The organism is Streptomyces sp. NPDC002138, assembly GCF_040296485.1.
GTDB lineage: Bacteria > Actinomycetota > Actinomycetes > Streptomycetales > Streptomycetaceae > Streptomyces.
On record NZ_JBEOXE010000019.1, the window covers coordinates 103834 to 123160 of the forward strand.

At 70.5% G+C, this 19327-nt stretch carries 9 protein-coding genes; 6 read left to right on the forward strand and 3 right to left on the reverse strand.

Annotated elements, in window-relative coordinates; translation table 11 throughout:
- Window positions 1-2: 2 nt before the first annotated feature.
- Window positions 3-6191, reverse strand: a complete 6189-nt coding sequence (locus ABT084_RS15290) for an FG-GAP-like repeat-containing protein (RefSeq protein ID WP_351043035.1) — start codon at window positions 6189-6191, stop codon at window positions 3-5.
- Window positions 6192-7302: 1111 nt separating this feature from the next.
- Here ABT084_RS15290 and ABT084_RS15295 point away from each other — a divergent pair.
- The 3 genes from ABT084_RS15295 (at window position 7303) to ABT084_RS15305 (ending at window position 13081) form a co-directional block, all read left to right on the forward strand.
- Window positions 7303-7671, forward strand: a complete 369-nt coding sequence (locus tag ABT084_RS15295) for a hypothetical protein (RefSeq protein WP_351043037.1) — start codon at window positions 7303-7305, stop codon at window positions 7669-7671.
- A gap of 631 nt (window positions 7672-8302) precedes the next feature.
- Window positions 8303-12571, forward strand: a complete 4269-nt coding sequence (locus ABT084_RS15300; RefSeq protein ID WP_351043039.1) for an nSTAND1 domain-containing NTPase — start codon at window positions 8303-8305, stop codon at window positions 12569-12571.
- Window positions 12572-12679: 108 nt separating this feature from the next.
- Entirely contained in the window at window positions 12680-13081 is a 402-nt protein-coding gene (locus tag ABT084_RS15305) for a CU044_2847 family protein (protein ID WP_351043042.1), read from the forward strand.
- Window positions 13082-13113: 32 nt separating this feature from the next.
- On the opposite strand, the gene ABT084_RS15310 is transcribed toward ABT084_RS15305, so the two are convergent.
- Window positions 13114-13842: a tyrosine-protein phosphatase gene (locus ABT084_RS15310; protein WP_351043045.1), complete on the reverse strand. Its 729-nt coding sequence runs from the start codon at window positions 13840-13842 to the stop codon at window positions 13114-13116.
- A 178-nt stretch (window positions 13843-14020) separates the two neighbouring features.
- On the opposite strand from ABT084_RS15310, the gene ABT084_RS15315 reads away from it, so the two are divergent.
- On the forward strand, window positions 14021-16147 hold the full coding sequence (locus tag ABT084_RS15315; RefSeq protein WP_351043047.1) for a tetratricopeptide repeat protein: 2127 nt from the start codon (window positions 14021-14023) through the stop codon (window positions 16145-16147).
- Here the strand turns inward: ABT084_RS15315 and ABT084_RS15320 are convergent.
- Window positions 16112-17329, reverse strand: a complete 1218-nt coding sequence (locus ABT084_RS15320) for a glycosyltransferase family 28 protein (RefSeq protein WP_351043050.1) — start codon at window positions 17327-17329, stop codon at window positions 16112-16114. The two genes, ABT084_RS15315 and ABT084_RS15320, sit on opposite strands and share 36 nt — an antisense overlap.
- A 546-nt stretch (window positions 17330-17875) precedes the next feature.
- Between ABT084_RS15320 and ABT084_RS15325 the strand changes: the two genes are divergently transcribed.
- Entirely contained in the window at window positions 17876-18322 is a 447-nt protein-coding gene (locus tag ABT084_RS15325; RefSeq protein ID WP_351043053.1) for a hypothetical protein, read from the forward strand.
- Between the two features lie 140 nt (window positions 18323-18462).
- Window positions 18463-19327, forward strand: an 865-nt coding sequence (locus tag ABT084_RS15330; RefSeq protein WP_351043056.1) for an XdhC family protein, incomplete at its 3' end; no start/stop codon positions are given.

Genomic DNA, 19327 nt, shown 5'->3' on the forward strand with positions numbered 1-19327 from the left:
GGTCAGTTCATCCTCATGATGTACCACTCGTCATACCGTTCCGAGAACGGCCTGGGCTTCCCGTTCTGAAAGTCAAGAAAGATGACCTTTCCGTCTGTGTTGATCACGTTGTAATAGTGGCCCACACCTACCTTCGGCCATGCCCCGACGATAGCCCGTGCCCCAGGCCCCCAACGGAGCATCTGATTCACAAGAGGGGTAGCTCCATTCGTCTTGATCCAGGGCTTGCCGGTCCTCTCGGTCATCTGGGCGCGAGTCAGTGGCATGGCAGCGCCGGCCACGGGTGCAGGGTTCCTGCCCGCCATGAGCTCATCACCCGCAATCGCGCAGAGGCCACAGTTCCTGCCCCCGCCTTCAGGGTTGATCCTCGCCGAACTCTCAGGGTGAAGAGGCGTGTAGTACGGCGCACCGAAACGCGTTTCGCCGGCGGGTCCGTAGTAACGGGCGCCGCCTCCAACGGGCATTGCCGCGTCGCGCTGCCAGCCACGGAGACCACCAAGGCCTGTGGCCACGATTTGCTTGGCCAGTTCATCCGCTGTCCGGCTGTATACGTCGTAGAGCTCCTCACACCCTTGATCGCGGAACATCTCAGCTGCCTTGTAGAGCCGATAGGCGGGGCGAACTGGGAGGTACTTGTCGACGAAGCCGCCCGCCCCGCCGTTCTGACCTGTGAAGGCGTCATAGACGTCCCCGATGAACTGGAAGGGGAGTTTGACGCCTTCTGCCAGACCCTCGCCGATGATGCTGGCGGCCTGGCCGAAGGAATGGACCTTGCCGTCGTCGGGGTTGTCCGGTGTGCGGCCAGTCGGGTCAGTGAAGCGGGTTGGCGAGTTGTCTGCGTACGCGTACGCAGAGATGTACGGCCTGCCGGCAGGAAGAGCCGCCGGGTCGGTTCCGGTGAGCCGGCCAGTCGTGGGGTCGTAGTTGCGGGCCCTCAGGTAATAGCCAGCCGCGCCGGTGGCAGGGTCGGTGTAGGCACCCGTGTAGGTAAAGGGGTTGGCGGGTGGGTTGGCCCCCGTGTCCGTCTTGGTCACTTCACCAAACGCGGTGTAGCTGTAACGGATCCGCGCTGTGCCGCTCGTATCGGTCACGTCGGTGACGGAGCCGAGCTGGTCATGGTGCAGGAAGTAGCTGCTACCGCCAGTAGTCTCGGTCTGGATCTGGCCGAGCGGGTTGTACTGGTACTCGGCGGTCCGGGTGTCGGAGGCGTCGTACTCGGCGCTTATGACGGGCAGGGCCCCGTTGACGTCCCATGAGGAGGTGCGGAGAACCGTGCTGCCCTTGGCGGCCTTGGTGCGATAGCCGTCGGCGTCGTAGGTGAAGGTGTACGTGTTCGCGTCGGCAGTGACCGAGGTGAGCTGGTTCTTCGCGTCGTAGCCGAAGATATTGGCGCCGTCTGACGTCTGATTTCCGTCGGCGTCGTAGGTGAAACCGCGGCTATTCGACCCTGTGGTGGCAGCGGTGAGCTGGTCCGCGTCATCGTACGTATAGGTGGTGGCAGAGCCTGTCTTGGTCTGGGTCTTGCGGTTACCTACGGAGTCGTATGTGTAGGTGGTGGCAGCAGCGAGGTCGGGGCACGTTGCGGCTTGCGTGGTCGAGGTGCAGTCAGTGAGCAACCTATTGGCCCTGTCGTAGCCGTAGTACTGGTAGCTCGCTGGTTGGCCAGCACGAGTTGCTGCCACCCGGGTGGCGCGGCCGGTGTCGTCGAGAGTGAGCTGCCACCCGGCGAGGACGACAGCGCCCTTGCTGTTGGTGATGGAGGTCAGCCGACCCGCGTTGTCGTAAGCGCGGTTTTCGACGTGGCCGTTGGCCGTTGGCAGGGTAGCGCTCGTGAGTCTGCCGTCTGGGTCGTAGCCGTAGGAGAGAGTGCCCGCCGAGCCGGACTGGCTGGTGCGCCGACCGTCGGCGTCGTAGCCGTAGCTGACCTCGGTACCTCCGGCCGGGCCGGTCGCGATGGCGGCACCAGTCAGGTTGCCCTTGCCATCGCCGTTCCACTTGCGCAGCCGGTTGGCGTTGTCCGGGGCGACGATGCTCTGGCTGGTGGTGGCCCCGAAGCGACCCACGGCCGGTATCCCGTACGAGGTCCAGTCGTCGGGCTGGATGATGTAGGTGCCGAACCCTCCGGTGCCGTTGCCCGGGTAGAAGCGCAGTTTGTGGTTGGTGGTGTCGACAGCGAGGAAGTCCTGCTTGCCGTCGTTGTTAAACTCGCCGGGCACGAGTTGCATCGCGCCCCATCCAGCGCCGCGGTCGATACGGCTGCCGAAAGCGCCTGCTCCGTCGCCCGGGTAGAAGTACAGGTGGCCGTCGGCAGGGTTGACGGCGAGGAGGTCGAGCTTGCCGTCCCCGTTGTACTCGATGGGGATGATGCGGTAGGCACCCCAGCCGGGCCCGACGGTGGTGCGGGCCGCAAAGCCGCCAGCGCCGTTGCCGGGATAGAGGTACATGGTGTTGGCGGTGGAGCTGATGGCGAGGAAGTCCTGCTTGCCATCCTTGTTGAAGTCTCCCGGGGCGAGGGTCATCGGGCCCCAGCCGGGCCCGAGATCGACGGCGGCGGCGAAACCGCCCTTGCCGTCGCCGTCATAGCGTTGGAGGTGGCCGGTCGCCTTGTCGATGGCCAGTAGGTCGAGCTTGCCGTCTCCCGTGTACTCGACGGCGAAGATCTGCTGGAAGCCGGTGCCTGAGCCGCTGCGTGTCGTGCCGGTGGTGAAATTGCCGTCCGAACGTCCGAGGAAGGTACGGATGCTGTTGGTGGCATCGGTCCGGATGACATCGGTGTAGCCGTCGCCGTTGAGGTCTGCGGAGGTGGTCTGGGCGGCGCCGCTCCAGTCCAGAGGCTGGGGAGCGGTGTAGTCAATGGTCCGCGAGGTCAGCTGCCCGGCGGAGTCATAGGTGTAGTTGTACGAGCCCTTGCCCGTGTTCGGGGTGACTCCGGTCAGTCGGCCGGCCGCGTCGAAGCCCATGGTTCGCGTGCCCGTGGCATCGGTGACAGTCTTGCGCCGCCCGAGGGCGTCGTACGTGGCCGATACCTGGGGAGTGGTGTCGCTGTAGCCGACCGCCGTCGTCAGACCACGGGCATCGAGCGTCGCCGTGGCGGTGACTCCGCGGGCATTGGTGACCGTGGTCCGGTTGCCGTCGGGGTCGTACCCGTAGGAGTCCTTGCGGCCGAGCGGGTCGGTGACGGAGGTCTGCCGTCCCGTGTCGTCGTAGCCGTAGGTGGTGGTGTGGTTGTTGGGATCCTTGCGTGTGGCCAGGTCACCGGCTGCGTTGTACGTGTAGCTGGTGACCGCGCCGTCCGGCCCGGTGACCTTAGCGATCCGGCCGAGTTCGTCGTAGTCGGTCTTGGTCGTCCTGCCCAGTTCATCCGTGGAGGCCACTGCGCGGTTGGCGGCGTCGTAGGACGTGCTGGTCACCTTGCCCAAGGGGTTGGTGACCTTGGTCGGATTGCCTGCCGGGTCATAGGCGTACGTGGTGGTGAACTGGGCGGGATCCGCCCCCACGGCGTTACCCCGGGCCTCGACCTGGGTGGCCAGGCGCCCGTCGGCGTCGTACGAAGAGGTGGTCTTGAATCCCAGCGGCGTTGTCAGGCTCGTCTGGTTTCCATCCGGGTCGTAGCCGAACGAGGTGGCCCTGCCCAGGGGGTCGGTCGAGGATGCCGTGAGCCCGCTGTCGGTATAGGTGTGGAGGGTGATCTTTCCGAGCGGGTCCGTTGTGGTGAGGACGTTGTCGTTGCCGTCGTAGGTCGTCTTGGTGGTCTGGTTAAGGGCGTTGGTGACGGAGACGGGGCGGTTCAGCGCGTCATAGGCGGTGGTCGTGACGGCGCCCGTCGGGTCGGTCACCGTGGTCTGGTTGCCGTTTTCGTCGTAGCCGTAGTTGGTGGTGAAGGCCGCCGCGTTGGCCCCGGGCACGTTGCCGCGTGGTGAGACCGCGCTGAGCGGCCGGTTCGACTTGTCGTAGGTGTGGGTGGTCTTGTTGCCCAGGGCATCCGTGGAAGAGGTCAGGTTGCCGTTGGCGTCGTAGGTCCGGGTCGTGGACTTGCCCGCCGGGCTTGTGGTCTTGGTGAGGCGTCCGGCCGCGTCGTAGGCGTAGGCGGTGGTTCGGCCCGCTGGGTCCTTCACCGAGGTGAGTCGGCCCGCGTGGTCGTAGCCATAGGTGGTGGTGTGGCCGAGCGGATCCGTCGTGGAGCTGAGCAGGCCGCGCGGGTCATAGGCGTACGTCGTGGTGAAGGCATTCGGGTCGGCGCCGGTGACGTTGCCCCGTGGGTCGGTCACCGCTACGACACGTCCGGCCGCGTCGTAGCGGAAGGTCGTCTTCTCGCCTGCCGGCGTGGTGACCGAGGTCCGGTTGCCAGCCGCGTCGTAGGCATAGGCGGTGGCCTTGCCTCGTGGGGTCGTGAGGCCTGCGAGCGCACCCTGAGCCGTGTACGTGTAGACGACCTTGCCGCCAGATGGGTCGGTGCTTGTTGCGACGCGGTTGGCGGCGTCATAGGTGTACGTCGAGGTCTTGCCGCGGCTGTCGGTGTGGCCGGAGATGTTCCCGGCCGCGTCGTAGGTCCAGCTCTCCGTGAGCCCGGCCGATGTCGGGGCCTTCCGTGTGGCCATGCGGCCGGCGGCGTCGTACGTCATCTCCGTGGTGTTGCCGCGCGCGTCGGTGATTGCCACGGGGTGCAGGTACCGGTCGTAGTTATACGAGACTTTCTTGCCGTACGGATCGGTGCTCTCCAGCAGTACGTTGCCGGAGTACACGTCGGTCCAGATGCCGCCGTTCGGGTCGGTGGTGTGGGACTCACGCTTGTTGTCCCATGTGAAGGCCGTGGTCTTGCCCGCGCTGTCGGTTTGGGAGATCACCCGGCCGGATGCGTCATAGGTGTTCGAGATATTCCCGCCACCACGGCCGGTGGCCGTGGCCACCCGCCTTGCGGCGTTGTACGTGTAGGTGGCGGCCTTACCGGCCTGGTCGGTCGCCGAGGACAGCAGGCCATCTCTGTAGCCGTAGGAGACTGAAGTCCCGTCCGGCAGAGCCACGTTTGTCAGCAGACCCGACGCGTCAAGGGCGAACGTAACGGTCCGGCCCGCCGCGTCCTTGACCGAGGAGAGGCGGCCCGAGGCGTAAGTGAGGCTCAGGCCCTGGCCACTGCGGTCCACGATGGACGTGAGCTGACCCGAGGCACTGTATGTGTGCCGGGTGCGGTCGGCGCTTGTGACCGTGTACGTCGTACCTGTCTTGGTCAGGGTGAGAGTGGAGCCTGCGGGAGTGGTGTAGATGCCACCCGCCTGCTCCCTGAAGACCACTTGGGCGCCATCGGCTGATAGAAGCGTCGCGCTACTGCCTTCGGCGATCGTCAGCTTGGAGTCGAAGGGCGTTGACCAGCCCCTGCCCAGAAGTCCCACGGTCGTTGAGTCGGACCGGTAGGTGCGGTCCAAGGAGAAGGGTGTGCCGACACCCGGCAGTGCTGCGTCGGTATTCCGGTCGTAGAACGTGCCGGTCGCGGTGTTGACCGGGTCTGCTCGGTATGCCTGCCCGTAGCAGGTGCACAGACCAGCCTGTGTTCCAGGAATGTCAGGGGTGTAGAAAGCTTCGACGAGCGGCGAGGTCGTCCCGCCGGGGCTCGACGAGCCGTCGGATCCCATGAGGAAGATCCACGCGTAGTACTTCTTGCCGTCCTGGAGATTCCCGCCGAGCAGGCTGGAGCTCCACCAGAAGCACTGGTCGACGGGGTAGGAGTTGGACGACCACCAGCCGTAGCACCACGCGCCGTTCTCGACGTATTTGCCGGACGGGTCGTCGGTCGAGCGCTTGATCTCCTGCTGGAGAACCGGGTTCTTCTGCTCATCCATGACGTACAGCCACAGACCCGAGACAGATGAGGCCGCGACCGAGGAGAACTTCGCCTGTCCGCCGATGGACAGCGTGGCCGGGTAGGCAGAAGCGTACGCCGACACCCAGTCAGGATTCGGCACCCCTGCCGCCGCTTGCCCTGATGGGCTGCTCAACTCGGCGGAGGACTTGGCGGCTGGCCCCGCCTTCAGCGGCGCGCTCGGCTTCTGCGCCGGCGTGGAGGGGAGCGTGGGCGGCTTCGGCTGTACGAAGCCCCGCATCGGTGAATGATCCCCCTGAGCGCGGTTCATCTGCTCCCGGCGCTCGGCCGAGGACATCGCCTTGGGCGGCTTCGGCAAGTCCTCCGCCGAGCGCATCGTTGTCTTATCTACTGCCGGTGCAACGCGTGCAGTTGGATTAGCCCACGCTGCATCCGACACTCCGAACGTGGCCAATAGTGCTGTCGCCAGCGTGACGACGACACCGCGACGTGCGGATCTGAACATGGCTCACCCCACCCTCATAGGAAACAGAGAGATCGTCTGTCACCGCACGGGCGCAGTGGAGCGCAAATCGAACAGATGGCCGACAATCGCCGCTCGGCGACCACCGGCTCCTGCGCGGCTGGAAGACGCCCGCCGCCTCAAGTGGCTTGATCACTAGGCTGGCCGCCGTGATGTCGAGGGTGGAGCGTCTGGTGCTGGCCGGGTTGTGGGAGTCGGTTCCAGCGGGTGGTTCCGGCCGCTCCGGAACGCCCCCCCAGGGTGGTGGCAAGCATAGGTGTGGGGACTGGCGGGTGCTGGCGGCCACCGTGTTCGTGGCCACGACGGGCGGACGGGACTGAGCCGTGCCACGCTCCCTTCGAAGGAGAAGGGGGAACCGATGATCTCCACACTTCGCCACTGGCTCGTACAGCGGAAGTGGGGCCTCGCCCGGGCCAACTGGACGTCGCTGCGGTCCGAGATCGTTCAATGGACGGATGGGCTCACGAGCGACCTGCGCGCCACCGGGACAGAAGCCACGCTGAGGCCGCCCCTACGGAAGGCGATTGCTTGGAATGTGTACGTCGCGGCCCGCGCTGAGGACATGAACAGCATCCTCTTCGTGGTGTGCCTCCTGTGGTTGCCCTGGTTCGCTTGGGCGGTCACCAGTCACCCTCAGGCGGGTGAGATCTACGGTGCACCTGTCGCCCTACTGCCAGTGCTCTACGCGCCACTCATTCTGTGGAGGGTCGGGGTCGTACGTTGGGCGAAGGGCAGATGCCTGGCCCTTGCCCTAACGCTGCCCGCGATTTATGCCCTCCGGACAATCGCGGAATGTGCTCGGCTCGTAGCCGTACCTGCCAAGCTAAGACCTGTCACGCTCCAGGCTGTTTCGATGAGCCTTCGTGTCACGGAGCGTGCCGTTCTACGAGCACGTCGCCGGTGCCGATTGGTTCCTCGCTCGTCACCACGCCGCGGGAACATTGATCGGCACACCAGACTGGTCGTGGCCGCGCTGCGCAGGGCGGAGCTCCAACTGGATGCCGATACGGCCGACGGCGCACGAGAGCTGTCCCGGCTCCTGATCCTCGTCGCGGAGGGCTACGCCTCCGGCCGCCTCGGTTCCCTGCTGCCAGAGGATGAGCTTGAGGATCTGGAACCGGTCAGAGACAGGACTGCACTCTGGGAAACGCTGCATGTCATAGGCGCGTTGGCCGCGATCGGGGCGGTCGGGTGGGTCAGTACCTGGTACGGGGAGAAGATCGGGGTGGAGGCCCCGTGGTCGCTGATCCCTGCGGCCATTGCTGCCGTCCTTGTCTTCCCACGGTTGCGCACGGCGGGGCCGGACCTGCTCATGTCATATCTCGGTCCGTAGCCCGGCAAGACGTGCCAGGCATCATGCGAGGCTCGGTGGGGGCGACCTGTATCGCCCATCGGGTCGTTGGCAGCAAGCGCCTCGCGGTGACAAGACCGAGCTGGCGTCCGCCAATCGTCCTGGACTGGGCTAGCTGGCCCACACGTGGTAGCCAGTTCTGGGCTCACGGGTTCCGGGTTCGCCGGTCCATGGCCTGGGCGACCTTCGCGTTCTTGCCGCGCTGGATGTTCTTCAGAAGGGCTGGGTGAGCCCGCGAATACGTCGATCCAGCAAGCACAGGCGGCGCCCGTGCTGACCTGCGAAGGAGCACCATGCGTTCCCGAAATGGAGGAGGGGCGTTCCTGAGGTGGAGTGAGGGTAGGTCCTGACCTGCGGTTTCGTAGTTTTCCGCAAGGCCCACGAAGGCACGAAGGCCGAAGGCGGGGGCTGGTCGGGAACGGGCACACGCCTGGTAGCCGACTGACCGCTGACAGCCTAGCGGATCGTGCTGGGACCCGGCACGCCCGTTCCGGCCGCCCGCCCCCGGACCGGGCGCGGACACCGGCGTTTCGCCGTGCCGGTTGTGGAGGTGGGCCGCGCCCGTGATGCTGGCCTGGGGCACCGCAGGGACGCTTTGAATACGGGGGAGTTCATGGCCGTAGTGCGGGGGAGCGAGGTGCTCGGAGCGTCGCAGGTGCGGGTGTTGTCGGCCGAGGGCGAGGTGGTCGGTGCCGGGTTCCTCGTCGCCGCCGATGTGGTGTGCACGTGTGCCCACGTCGTGACCCGGGCGCTCGGAGTGCCCGACGACGTACCGGCGGCGCCGGGCGGGTGGGTTGAGGTCGATCTTCCGCTGCTGGACGGCCGTCCCGGAGTGCGGGCGGCCGTCGTGTCCTGGCGGTCCGGCGGGCAGGACGTCGCGCTGCTGAGGCTGGAGGCGGCCATCGAGGGTGCGCGGCCCGTGCCCCTGGTCGACGGGACCAGCGTGTGGGGCCACGCGTTCCGGGCGCTGGGCTACCCGGGCGGCGCCGATCACGGGGTGTGGGCTTCCGGCACCCTGCGGGCCGGGCAGGGGTCGGGCTGGGTGCAGATGGAGGCGCAGCAGCCGGGGCCGCGGATCTCAGGGGGGTTCAGCGGGTCGGCGGTCTGGGACGAGGCGCAGGACGGCGTCGTGGGAATGACGGTCGCCGCGCATGTGGGCGAGAGCACCGCCTATCTGCTTCCGTCGGCCGAGCTGGTCGACGAGGAGACGCTGCGCTCGCGCTGCCCGTTCCAGGGGCTCGCGCCCTTCTCCGAGGCCGACGCGGAGTTCTTCCACGGTCGCGAAGCCGACATCGCGCGCGTCCACGCGGCCGTGCGCAGGCGACCGGTGACCCTGGTCGCGGGGCCCTCGGGATGCGGGAAGTCCTCGCTCGTGGGGGCGGGGGTGCTGGCCCGGCTGCGGTCCGGGGGGATGGCCGTGTCCGAGCTGCGGCCCATCCCCGGTGTACGGCCGGTCGTGGTGCTGGCGAGGGCGCTGACGGGTGTGCTGGAACCGGGGCTGGGCGAGATCGAGCGGCTCGAGCGGGCGGAGCGGCTGGCGGGGTTGCTCGATGCGGGCGACGGCGTGCCGGCCGAGGTGCGGAGCCGGATCCTCGCCCGCGGCGGGGGAGCCGGGCACGTGCTCTTCGTCGACCAGTTCGAGGAGTACACGGCGGCCGAAGCCGCCGACGCCCGCGTCCTCCTGGGGCTCCTGGCCGCGCTCGCGGGCGGGAGCGGAGCCGCGGCGCTGAGGGTCGTGGCGACCGTGCGGCCCGACTCGCTGGACGCGCTGGTGACGGCCGAGACGTCCGATCTGGTCAGCGACGCCGTGGAGTTCCTGGCGCCGCTGGCCGCCGAGGGGCTGGAGCGGGCCGTCACCGGGCCCGTCGACGGCACGCCCGGGTTGTGGTTCGAGCCGGGCCTGCCGGAGCGGATCGTCTCGGACGCGGGCGACGAGCCCGGACGGATGACCTTGGTCCAGTTCGCCCTGACCGAGCTGTGGGAGCGGCGTACCCGGTCGATGCTGACCCATGCCGCGTACGACGAACTGGGCGGTGTGGCGGGCGCGCTGGTCGGCTACGCGGACGACACGCTCGACGCGCTGACTCCGGCCGAGCGGGAGCTCGCGCGGCGGCTGTTCGTGCAGCTGGCCCGCCCGGACGGGGACGTGTTCTTCCGCCGCCCCACCCGCGCCGCCGACCTGGCTCCCGAACTGAGCGACCTGGCACGAGAGTTGGTGCCGACCAAACTCATCGTGCTCTCCGGGGGCTCCGGCGGCGCCGAGGAGGTCGTCGATCTGGCGCACGAGGCGCTGACCCGGCTCTGGCCGCGCCTCCAGCGGTGGCTGGCCGACTCCCGGGACTTCCGCGTCTGGCAGGAGCAGTTACGGGCCGACCTGCGGCGATGGCAGGCACGGCAGCAGGAGTCACCCCGGCTGCTGAGCGGTACCGACCTCGCGGAGGCGGACCGCCGGCTGGCCGAACACCCCGATGACATCTCGGCCGACGAGCGGGCCTACGTACGGCTGAGCCTGCGTCACTCCCAGCGCGGCAGGCGGATCTGGAAGGCCGCTGTGGGAGCGCTGGCCGTCCTCACCGCGCTGGCCCTCGTGCTGGCCGGAGTCACCGTGCGGAGCCTGCGGGAGACCGAGAAACAGCTGAGGTTCCAGGCCGCCGCACTGCTGGCCCAGGCCGCCGACGACACGCCCGGCAACAACCCCGCCACCGCGCTCCAGCTGTCCCTGGCCGCGTGGAGCACCCGGCAGACCCCGAAGACGCGCGATGCGCTGATGCACCAGTACGCGCGAGGGCAGTACCTGGTGGGGGCCTATCCGTCCGTGTGGGGGGGCCGGGCCGAGAACTTGGACGCTTCGCCGGACGGCCGCACCCTCGTCGTGCGATCGGAGCCGTCGGGAGGCAAGGTGGCGACCTTCACCGTCGTCACGGGCGCCCTCGAAGGGAAGGTCGAGGCATGGAAGCTCGGCGGCGTTCCCGCTGACGTGGACGTGACCGACCTCAGCCCGGACGGCAGCCTGTTCGTCGCGGCCTCGGAGCGCGAGGTCCGGCTGTGGCGGCTGAACGACGGGGCGGGCCATGCCCCCCTCGTGCTGCGCCGCGGGGAGCACAAGCTCGCCGAAAAGACGGGCATCAGCCTGGACTTCAGCAGCGACGGGAAGCGCCTGCTGCTGACGGTGAAGGACAACTCCATGGAGTGCTACTACCACCCGGAGGTGTGCGTCGCCCCCTTCGCCGAAGCGTGGGAGGTGCCCTCGGGGAAACCGCTTACCGTCGCGGCCGACCTCCTGACCGACAACAGGGTGTCCGAGGTGGCCTTCACCAAGGATCCGGATGCGGTCGTGCTGGCCGGCTACGCGGGTGATGCGAGGGAGATCGTGGTCAAGGACCTCGCCACCGGACGCCGGCTCTACGACCTCGGTCAGAGCGCCAAGAACGATTCCTCCATGGCCCAGCTCATCCGGGCGGGAGGCGAAGCCGCGATGACGTGGGTCGGTGGCAAACCGTACGTCCGGACACTCGGCCGCACGCCCGGACCGGCTGTCGCGGTACCCGACACCGGTTCGTTCGCCACGGTCGATGCCACGGGGAACTACGGCGTCGAGGGCCGTCCCGGCATCGGTGATGTCGGTGACGGCGGGTATGTCGAGTCGACCCTGACCGATGTGCGCACGGGACAGCTCTATCGCACGCGCACGCCCACCCCGGGTGAGATGGGCATCGCGTACCCGCGGGTCGCGGCGGTGCCACGGGCGGACGGCGCGCTCACCGTTTTCGTACCCGTCGGCACCACGCTGATGGCGGTGCGGGCCGAGCGGTCGGGCACCGAGCTGTTCCGGGCCGGGGAATCCACCAGCGGCAGGTTCGCGCTGTCTCCCGACGGGCGCTTCGTGGCCAAGGTCGGTGGTAAGTCCCTGGAGGTCATGGACGCCTCCCGTACGGTCCTGCGGTCCGTGGAGATTCCGGCCGAGGCGGCGCACGGCGACTGGGAGGTCACCTGGACCGCCGACTCGCGGTCGGTCGTGGTGTGGGGGCGCGACGCCGGCCTCCAGCGCGCCTATGAGGTGTCCGACCTCAGCCGGAACGTGCAACTGCCCCGGGAGGTCCAGAAGGGGGAGAAGGTCGACAGCGTCGCCGGAATACAGGGCCGCGAGATCGTCCTGCTGACCGAGAAGGGCACGCTGGCGCGCGTCGATGCCGGCAGCGGGGCCGTCCTCACCGCGCCCTTCCTCGCCCGCCCCGGCCCCAACAACAACAGAGGACTGCTCGGCGACTTCTTCGTCTACGGCGAGCTCATGGCGCGTCCGGCGCACCCCGGCCAGGTCGCCGTGGTCACCCGGGCGGGCGGCGTCCAGGGCGAGATCCAGCTGTGGGACGTCCGGGCCCCGCAGCAGGTCGTGACGCTGCCGGGCCCCGCCCTCACCTCCCCGTACACGGAGCGGTCCTTGGGCAGCCCGCTCGTGTTCTCCCCCGACGGATCGCGGCTCGCCGTACAGAACGCCGACGGAAGGGTCCGCGTGTGGGACGTCGACCGCCGGGAGCGGCTGCGGCAAGAGATGCCGAACCCGGCGCTGAACCACCTGATCGGGTTCACACCGGACGGCAGGCTCCTGACCTACCTGAGCGGACTGGTCAAGATCTACGATCTGGCCGACGGCTCCTTCCAGACGCTGGCGGCGGCCGAGCACAGTGAGGAGGTCACCGACGCCACGGCCCAGATCACCTCGGCCCACCAGCTGGTGATCGACAACGCCGGGGGGCGCCGGTCCTTCGACCTCCGCCCCGACGTCCAGTTCCGCACGCTCTGCGCCGCCGCCGGACGCGACTACACGAAGGACGAGCGGGGCCTGCTTCCGAAGGGCACTCCGTCCACGCCCCCCTGCTCCTGAAGGGCCCACGCGCGAGCGTCGGTACGCCGGACTCCCACTGCCACGATCGTGTAACCAAGTCGCTCAACGGACGGCGCTCCCCGGCCCCGCTTGCGCACAATGCCTCTCATGACCGCTTTGGAGAACCTTCATCTCGACGACGGCACCACGGTCCGGTTCCTGCTCGCCAGCGGCGGTCCGCCCGTCGCGAAGCGCGACGACGCGGCCGAGGGTCTCGGCTCGCTCGTCCCCGTGGGACGCCGGGCGGACGCCGTCGCGGCCATCGCCGCCGATGCCCTGCGCGGCACGCTCAGGCCGCTCGGCACCCTGGTCCGGGAGGTCCACGCCACCATGGCCGCGGTGCCCGTGCCGCCCACCGACATCACGGTCACCTTCGGTCTGCAGCTGACTCATGACCTGAAGCTGGGCATCGTCAGCGGCAACGGACAGGCCCACCTGACCGTCACCGCCAGCTGGAGCCCGGCCCCCGCCGCGCCCGCCGCCCCCGCCGCCCCCGATCCGTCCGCCTGAGCGCGCCGCGGTTCTCCGCGCGCGGGGGACGGCTACGCCGACAGCAGGCGGGTGCGCAGGCGGGTGGTCGTGGCGTCGGTGATGCCGACGCGGTCGGTGAGGTAGGCCCGGACCGAGCCGTGGCGGGCGGTCAGGTCGGCGAGGACCAGCTCCATGATCTCGGCCGGGGCGCGGCCGTACGCGGGCCAGTTCAGGGTGCGGTCCGGGTGCGCGGCGCGCCAGTCGTCGGCGAGTCGGGCGGTGGCGAGCTCGGTGAGGGCGAAGTCGGCCAGGATCTGCTCCTCGGAGACCCCCAGGAGGGTGAGGACGAGCGCGGCGACGAGGCCCGTGCGGTCCTTGCCGGAGGTGCAGTGGAAGACGGCGGGGCCGGGGCCGTCGGCGATCAGCTCGATCGCCTGCCGGATCTCCTCGACGCCGTCCTCGGCGACCTCGGCGAACCGGTCGGCGAGGTAGCGCCAGGGGTCGAGGGCGGGGTCGATCTCCGCCTGGTCGTAGGGGCGGTGCTCGATGCTCAGGTTGGCGTAGGCGAAGCGCCCGACCTCGGGTATGCGGCCCTTCGCGTCGATCTCCCACGGGTAGCGCAGGTCGATGACGGTACGGACGCCGAGCCCGAGGAACCGCTCCCAGTCGTCCCCGGCCAGCTTGCCGAGCGAGTCGGCGCGGTAGAGCCGCCCCCAGGCGACCGCGCGCCCGTCGGCGGTGCGGTAACCGCCCAGGTCACGGAAGTTGTGCAGCCGCTCGAACTCGATGTGCCGTTCCATGCCGTCTCCCCGTGTCGATCGTGTTGATCAAGTGCACACGCTACCGAGGGGCGTTGGCGGGACAGCGCCTCGGCTCGGCGGAGCGAGGCGCCCCGCAGTCGGTCAACCACCCCCCGCTACCGGCCAATGTGGCGCGGAAGGGGCGCGGGCGGCCGTGCGTGCTGTCACACTCCGGCCTGTGGAATCGGTCAGCAACACCAGCACCGGCGCGGTTCACGGCACGTTGATCCAGGCCGTCAACGTGACCGTGCACGAGCATGGGGGTGTGCCCGCGTTCGTGCCTCCCGTGCCGCTCATGCTCCCCTTCGCGCCCGACGGCTTCGTCGACCGCGAGGAACTGCGGGCCCGCTTGGACGAGCTGGCCGCCGAGCGAGGTGCTCGGCGGGCGCCGACGCTCGTGTACGTCGGCGGGGGGCCCGGGGTCGGGAAGAGCGCCGTCAGCCTCTATTGGGCGCGGGAGCGGGTCGGGGAGTTCCCCGGCGGGGTGCTCTACGCCGACATGGATCCCGGGGGCGGGCTCGGGCCCGCCGATCCTGCCGCCGTGCTCGAAGGGTTCCTCGCGGCCCTCGGCACCCTGCGCGGGGAGATGCCCGGCACGCTCGGCGGGCTGGCCGCGCGGTTCCGGAGCCGGACCGCCGACCGGCCGTGCCTCGTCGTGCTCGACGGGGTCGTGGCCGCGGGGCAGGTGCTGCCGCACCTGCTGCCCGGACACCCCGCCGGCATGGTGCTCGTGACCAGCCGGAAGCTGCTGCGCAGGCTCGGTACGCCCGAGGTGGCGCCGGTGGCGCGGCTGACCGTTGCCGAGCTGGACGAGGGGGCGTGCCGGGAGCTGTTCGCCGCCGCGGTGGGGGGCGACGTACCGGACGAGGCGGCGCTGCGGGCCGTGGTGTCGGCCGCGGGCGGGCTGCCGTACGTACTGCACCTCGCGGCGGCCCAGGCCGCCGACCCGTATCTCGACGGGCTCGCCGGGCTCGCGCGCCGGCTGGCCGAGCGGCGATCGATCCTGGAGGCGTTCGACGTGCCGGATCTGCCCGAGGACGGCGAGGCCGCCCGCCGGTTCATCGACGTCTCGTACGACGCGCTCGACGAGGAGGCCAGGGCCGGTCTGCGCCGCCTCGGGGCGCATCCGACTGCCGAGTTCGCGGACGGGCTGGTGGACCTGCTGGCCGGGCCCGGGGTCCGGGCCCGCCTGTACGACGCCGGGCTGCTGGAGCGCTCCGCGCCCGGTCGGTCCCGGATGAACGCCGTCCTGCACGCCTACGCCCGCGAGCGCGGCGCGGCGGAGCGGGCGCCGGCCACGCGGGTGTTCACCGACTGGTACCTGCGCCGGGCCGCGGCCGCCGAGGTGCTGGTCTCCGGGCGCTGGCGGTACGGGCCCCTCTTCGCCGAACCCGGGCAGCCGGGCGGGGTGTTCGCCGACCAGGGCGACGCGCTCGACGCCCTCGACGCCGACCGCACCAACCTCGTGGCCCTCGCGGAACTCTGCCGGGACCGGCCCGAGACCGTGTGCCAGCTGGCCGAGGCGCTGCACGGGTTCTTCTTCCGGCGCGGCCACCAGAGCCTGTGGCTGCGCGTGAACCGGATCGCGCTGCGCGCCGCCGACGGGCTGGGCGGCCTGCCGCTCGCCCGCATGCACTTCGAGCTGGCCTTCGCCCTCCTCGACCGGGGCGCGGACGGGGACCTGGAGGAGGCGCGCGAGCAGTACGACAAGGCGCGCGAGAGCGCGCGGCGGATCGGCCACGCGCGGACCGAGTCCTCCGCCCTGGAAGGGCTGGGGCAGATCGCCGAGCGGCAGGGCGATCCGGCGGGCGCGCTCGCCTTCTACGCCGAGGCGCTGGCCGCCCTCGGAGGCCTCGCGCACCCGCGCGGGCGGGCCCTGCTGGAGTACCACCAGGGGCGCGCGGCGAGCGCCGCCGGTCTGCACGAGCGGGCCCGGGAGCAACTGCTCTCCGCGATCCGCGGGTTCGGTGAGCTGACGCCGCCCGATCCGCACAACATGGCCAAGGCGCGCGTCCGTTACGCCGCCGCCCGGCTGGCCGCGGGCGCGCCCGCGGAGGCGCCGGAGCCGCTCGGCGAGGCCCTCGCGTACCTCGCGCGGGGCGCGAGCGCCGGGGGACTGGACCATGCCGACGCCTTGCTCGTACGAGGGGACGCGCACCGGGAGTCGGGCGACCCGCGAGCCGCGCGCGCCGACTGGCGAGCCGCCCTGGAGCTGTACGGAGCGCTCGGCAGCGTACGCGCGGAGGAGGCCCGGATCCGCTTGGCTCGGCTAGCGGACCCCTCCGGGGAACAGGGCGAGGGGTGAGTCGGCGCCGCCGATGCTGAGCGTGAACTCCCCCTCGGGGCGGTGTCCTTCGGTGAGCAGGGCCAGGAGCGCGGACGCGGCGGTCTGCGGGTCCGCCCCCTCGGCGCGGTACCGGCGCCCGTCGCGCAGCACCACCAGCCCCCCGGCCGTCGCGACCACCGCGCAGGCGGGATGGCGGGCGAACAGCTCGGCGGGAGTGGAGCCGCGGGCCAGCAGCACCTCGGCGAGGTTGCGCCAGCGGGGGTCGGTCTCGGCCTCGTCCGCCACCACGTGCGCGTCCTCGCCCAGGTGCGCGTCGAGACGCCCCTGCACCTCGGCGGGGTAGCGGCGTACGGTCACCAGCGCGCCGGGGGCCGCGCCCGTGACGGTGGCGTCGACGTACCGGGCGGGGCGCAGCGGCGAGGGCGCGCCGGCCGGGGGCGCGGGCAGCGGGGCCGGGCGGGGCGGGCAGGGCGCGGCCGGTTCGGGCAGGCCGAGGTGCTCGTAGCAGAGGGTGCGCAGCAGGCTCAGGGCCTCGCCGGGACGCGAGGTGACCCGCCCGGCGGCCTCGGGGAGGCGTACGGCACGGGCGAGTTGGTGTCCCAAGGGGTGGTCTTCGGAGACCCGGGGCAGGTGGCGGCCCAGCCAGTCCATGGGGGAGCCGGGGGCGACGGTGTCCTCGTCGAAGGCGGCCAGCAGACCGGGCAGGCCGAGCGCGGCGGCGTAGAGGGAGAGGCTCCCGTGATCGCCGACGTAGGCGTCGGCGGCGCAGAGCGCGGCCTTCCAGGTGGGCCCGGCGGGGTGCGGCAGGATCAGCCCGGCGCGCAGGGCCCGGCGGAGCCAGTCGTGGATCTGACGGCCGCCGTGCTCGTACCAGGCATTGGGGTGGACGGCGGCGAGCACCCGGAATTCGTCCTGCGGCAATTCGGCGAGAGCGCGCTCGATGAGCCGGAACGACGAGCCCAGAAGGGAATCCGGACCCCAGGTGGTGGTGATCAGCAGGAGTTTCTGTTCCGGGCGAATGCCGAGGGCCGCGCGGTATTCGGGGCGGAACGGCGCCGAGGCGCGGAGCTCGTCCACGACCGGGTCGCCGATGACGCGTGCGCGGGGGAGGGCTTCGGGGCAGCCGTGGCGCAGGCGGGCCAGCTGCTCGTCATGGGAGAGGGCGATGGCGGAGGGGATGGGGTGGCCGTCGTGCAGCAACCACTCGGCGGAGAGGCCGAAGGCCTCCGCGCCGGTCCTGGCCCTGGTCCCGGCTCCGGCTCCGGCTCCGGCTCCGGCTCCGGCTCCGGCTCCGGCTCCGGATTCCGGATTCCGGATTCCGGATTCTTGCTGAGTCTTTTATTGTAGCCAGCGCCGTGTGCGCAGCCAATCAGCGGGGCGCTGATTTCTTCCAGCGGCCCGCCCCTGCTGGTGCTCATCGCCAGCTGGAATTCCGCGCCCCGGTCCCGCGCTTCCCCCCACGGCAGGAAATGCAGCTCGTGGTCCGCGATGAATTCCGCGATCCCGTTGCCGAAGGCCGACGACCCGGTGCAGGTGAACACCACCGCCACGCGCGGGTCCCCCTCGAACACCGCGAGGAGGTCCAGCAGCCGGGTCGCGGACGTGACGTTGTGGATGACGCCGAGGACCTTGCGCTCGACGCGCACCGTCTCCCAGGACCGCGCGGACGGCCGCCGCTCCACCCGCATCCGCGCCCGCTTCCGTGATCCACCGTTGTCGCGCTCAGCTTACGGATAGCGTGGTGGCATGGAACCGGAGCTGACGGCCCTGGCGGTGGCGGGCGCGACCACGTTGGTGAATCTGATGGCCTCGGAGGCGTGGACGCAGGTGAGCGGCAGGCTCGCCCGTTTCTTCGGGCGCGGCGGCCGGGACCCCGAGTCGGCGGGCGCCGAACTGGAGGCGTCCCGCGAGGAGTTGCGCACCGCGCTGGAGGGGCGGGACACCGCGTTCGCCGAGGACATCGAGACGGAATGGCGCAACCGGCTGCGCCGGGTGCTGGCCGCCGATCCGGCCGCGGCGGCGGACCTGCGCGCGCTGCTCGAAGAGGTCGCCCCGCAGGCGGCCGCCGGGCCCACGGTCACCGTGAACAACCAGGTGAGCGGCAGCGTCCACGGGACGGTGATCCAGGGCCACACGGCCGAAGTGCACAGCATCACCCACAACGCCCCACCGTCCCCCGGGTCCCGCCCCTAGGCCGTCTCTTCCGGATCCGGCCGGAAGTGAGGTGGCAAAGTCGTGGGCGATGGCGGCGGATTCCTCGCGGATCCGGCGGAGCTGTTGGAGGGTGAGGGCTCTGGCCCCTCCCCGAGACGACGGCAGACCGGAGACCGAGCATGCTGGACATCGCCGACGAGCTGCACCGGTGGGCCGGACAGGGACGTGACTTCGCCGTCGCCACCGTCGTGGCGGTCGGCGGGAGTGCGCCCCGGCAGCCCGGTGCGGCCCTCGCCGTCGACGGCGAGGGCACCGCGATCGGTTCGGTCTCCGGTGGGTGCGTGGAGGGCGCGGTGTACGAGCTGTGCCGGCAGGCGCTGGAGGACGGCGAGACCGTCCGGGAGCGCTTCGGGTACAGCGATGACGACGCCTTCGCCGTGGGTCTGACCTGCGGCGGAATCATCGACATCCTGGTCACCCCGGTCCTCGCGGGCAGCGCCTCGCGGCGGGTCTTCGCGGCCGCCCTCGCCGCCGCGTCGCGGGGGGAGGCGGCGGCCGTCGCGCGCGTCACCGACGGGCCCGCCGAACTGCTGGGCCGCCCGCTGCTCGTGCGCGCGGACGGCTCGTACGAGGGGACGCTCGGCGGACATCCCGGGCTGGACGCGACCGCCCGCGCCGAGACCCGGGCGATGCTCGACGGGGGCCGGACGGGGACCGTGGAGATCGGTGCCGACGGGGCCCGCTGCGGACGGCCGGTGCGGCTGCTCGTGGAGTCGAGCGTGCCGCCGCCGCGGATGATCGTGTTCGGGGCGATCGATTTCGCGTCGGCGCTGGTGCGGGTCGGGAAGTTCCTGGGGTACCGGGTGACGGTGTGCGACGCGCGGCCGGTGTTCGCGACGAAGAACCGTTTCCCCGAGGCGGACGAGATCGTGGTGGACTGGCCGCACCGGTACCTGGCGGCCACGGCGGTGGACGCGCGTACCGTCCTGTGCGTGCTGACGCACGACGCCAAGTTCGACGTACCGCTCCTCGAACTGGCCCTGA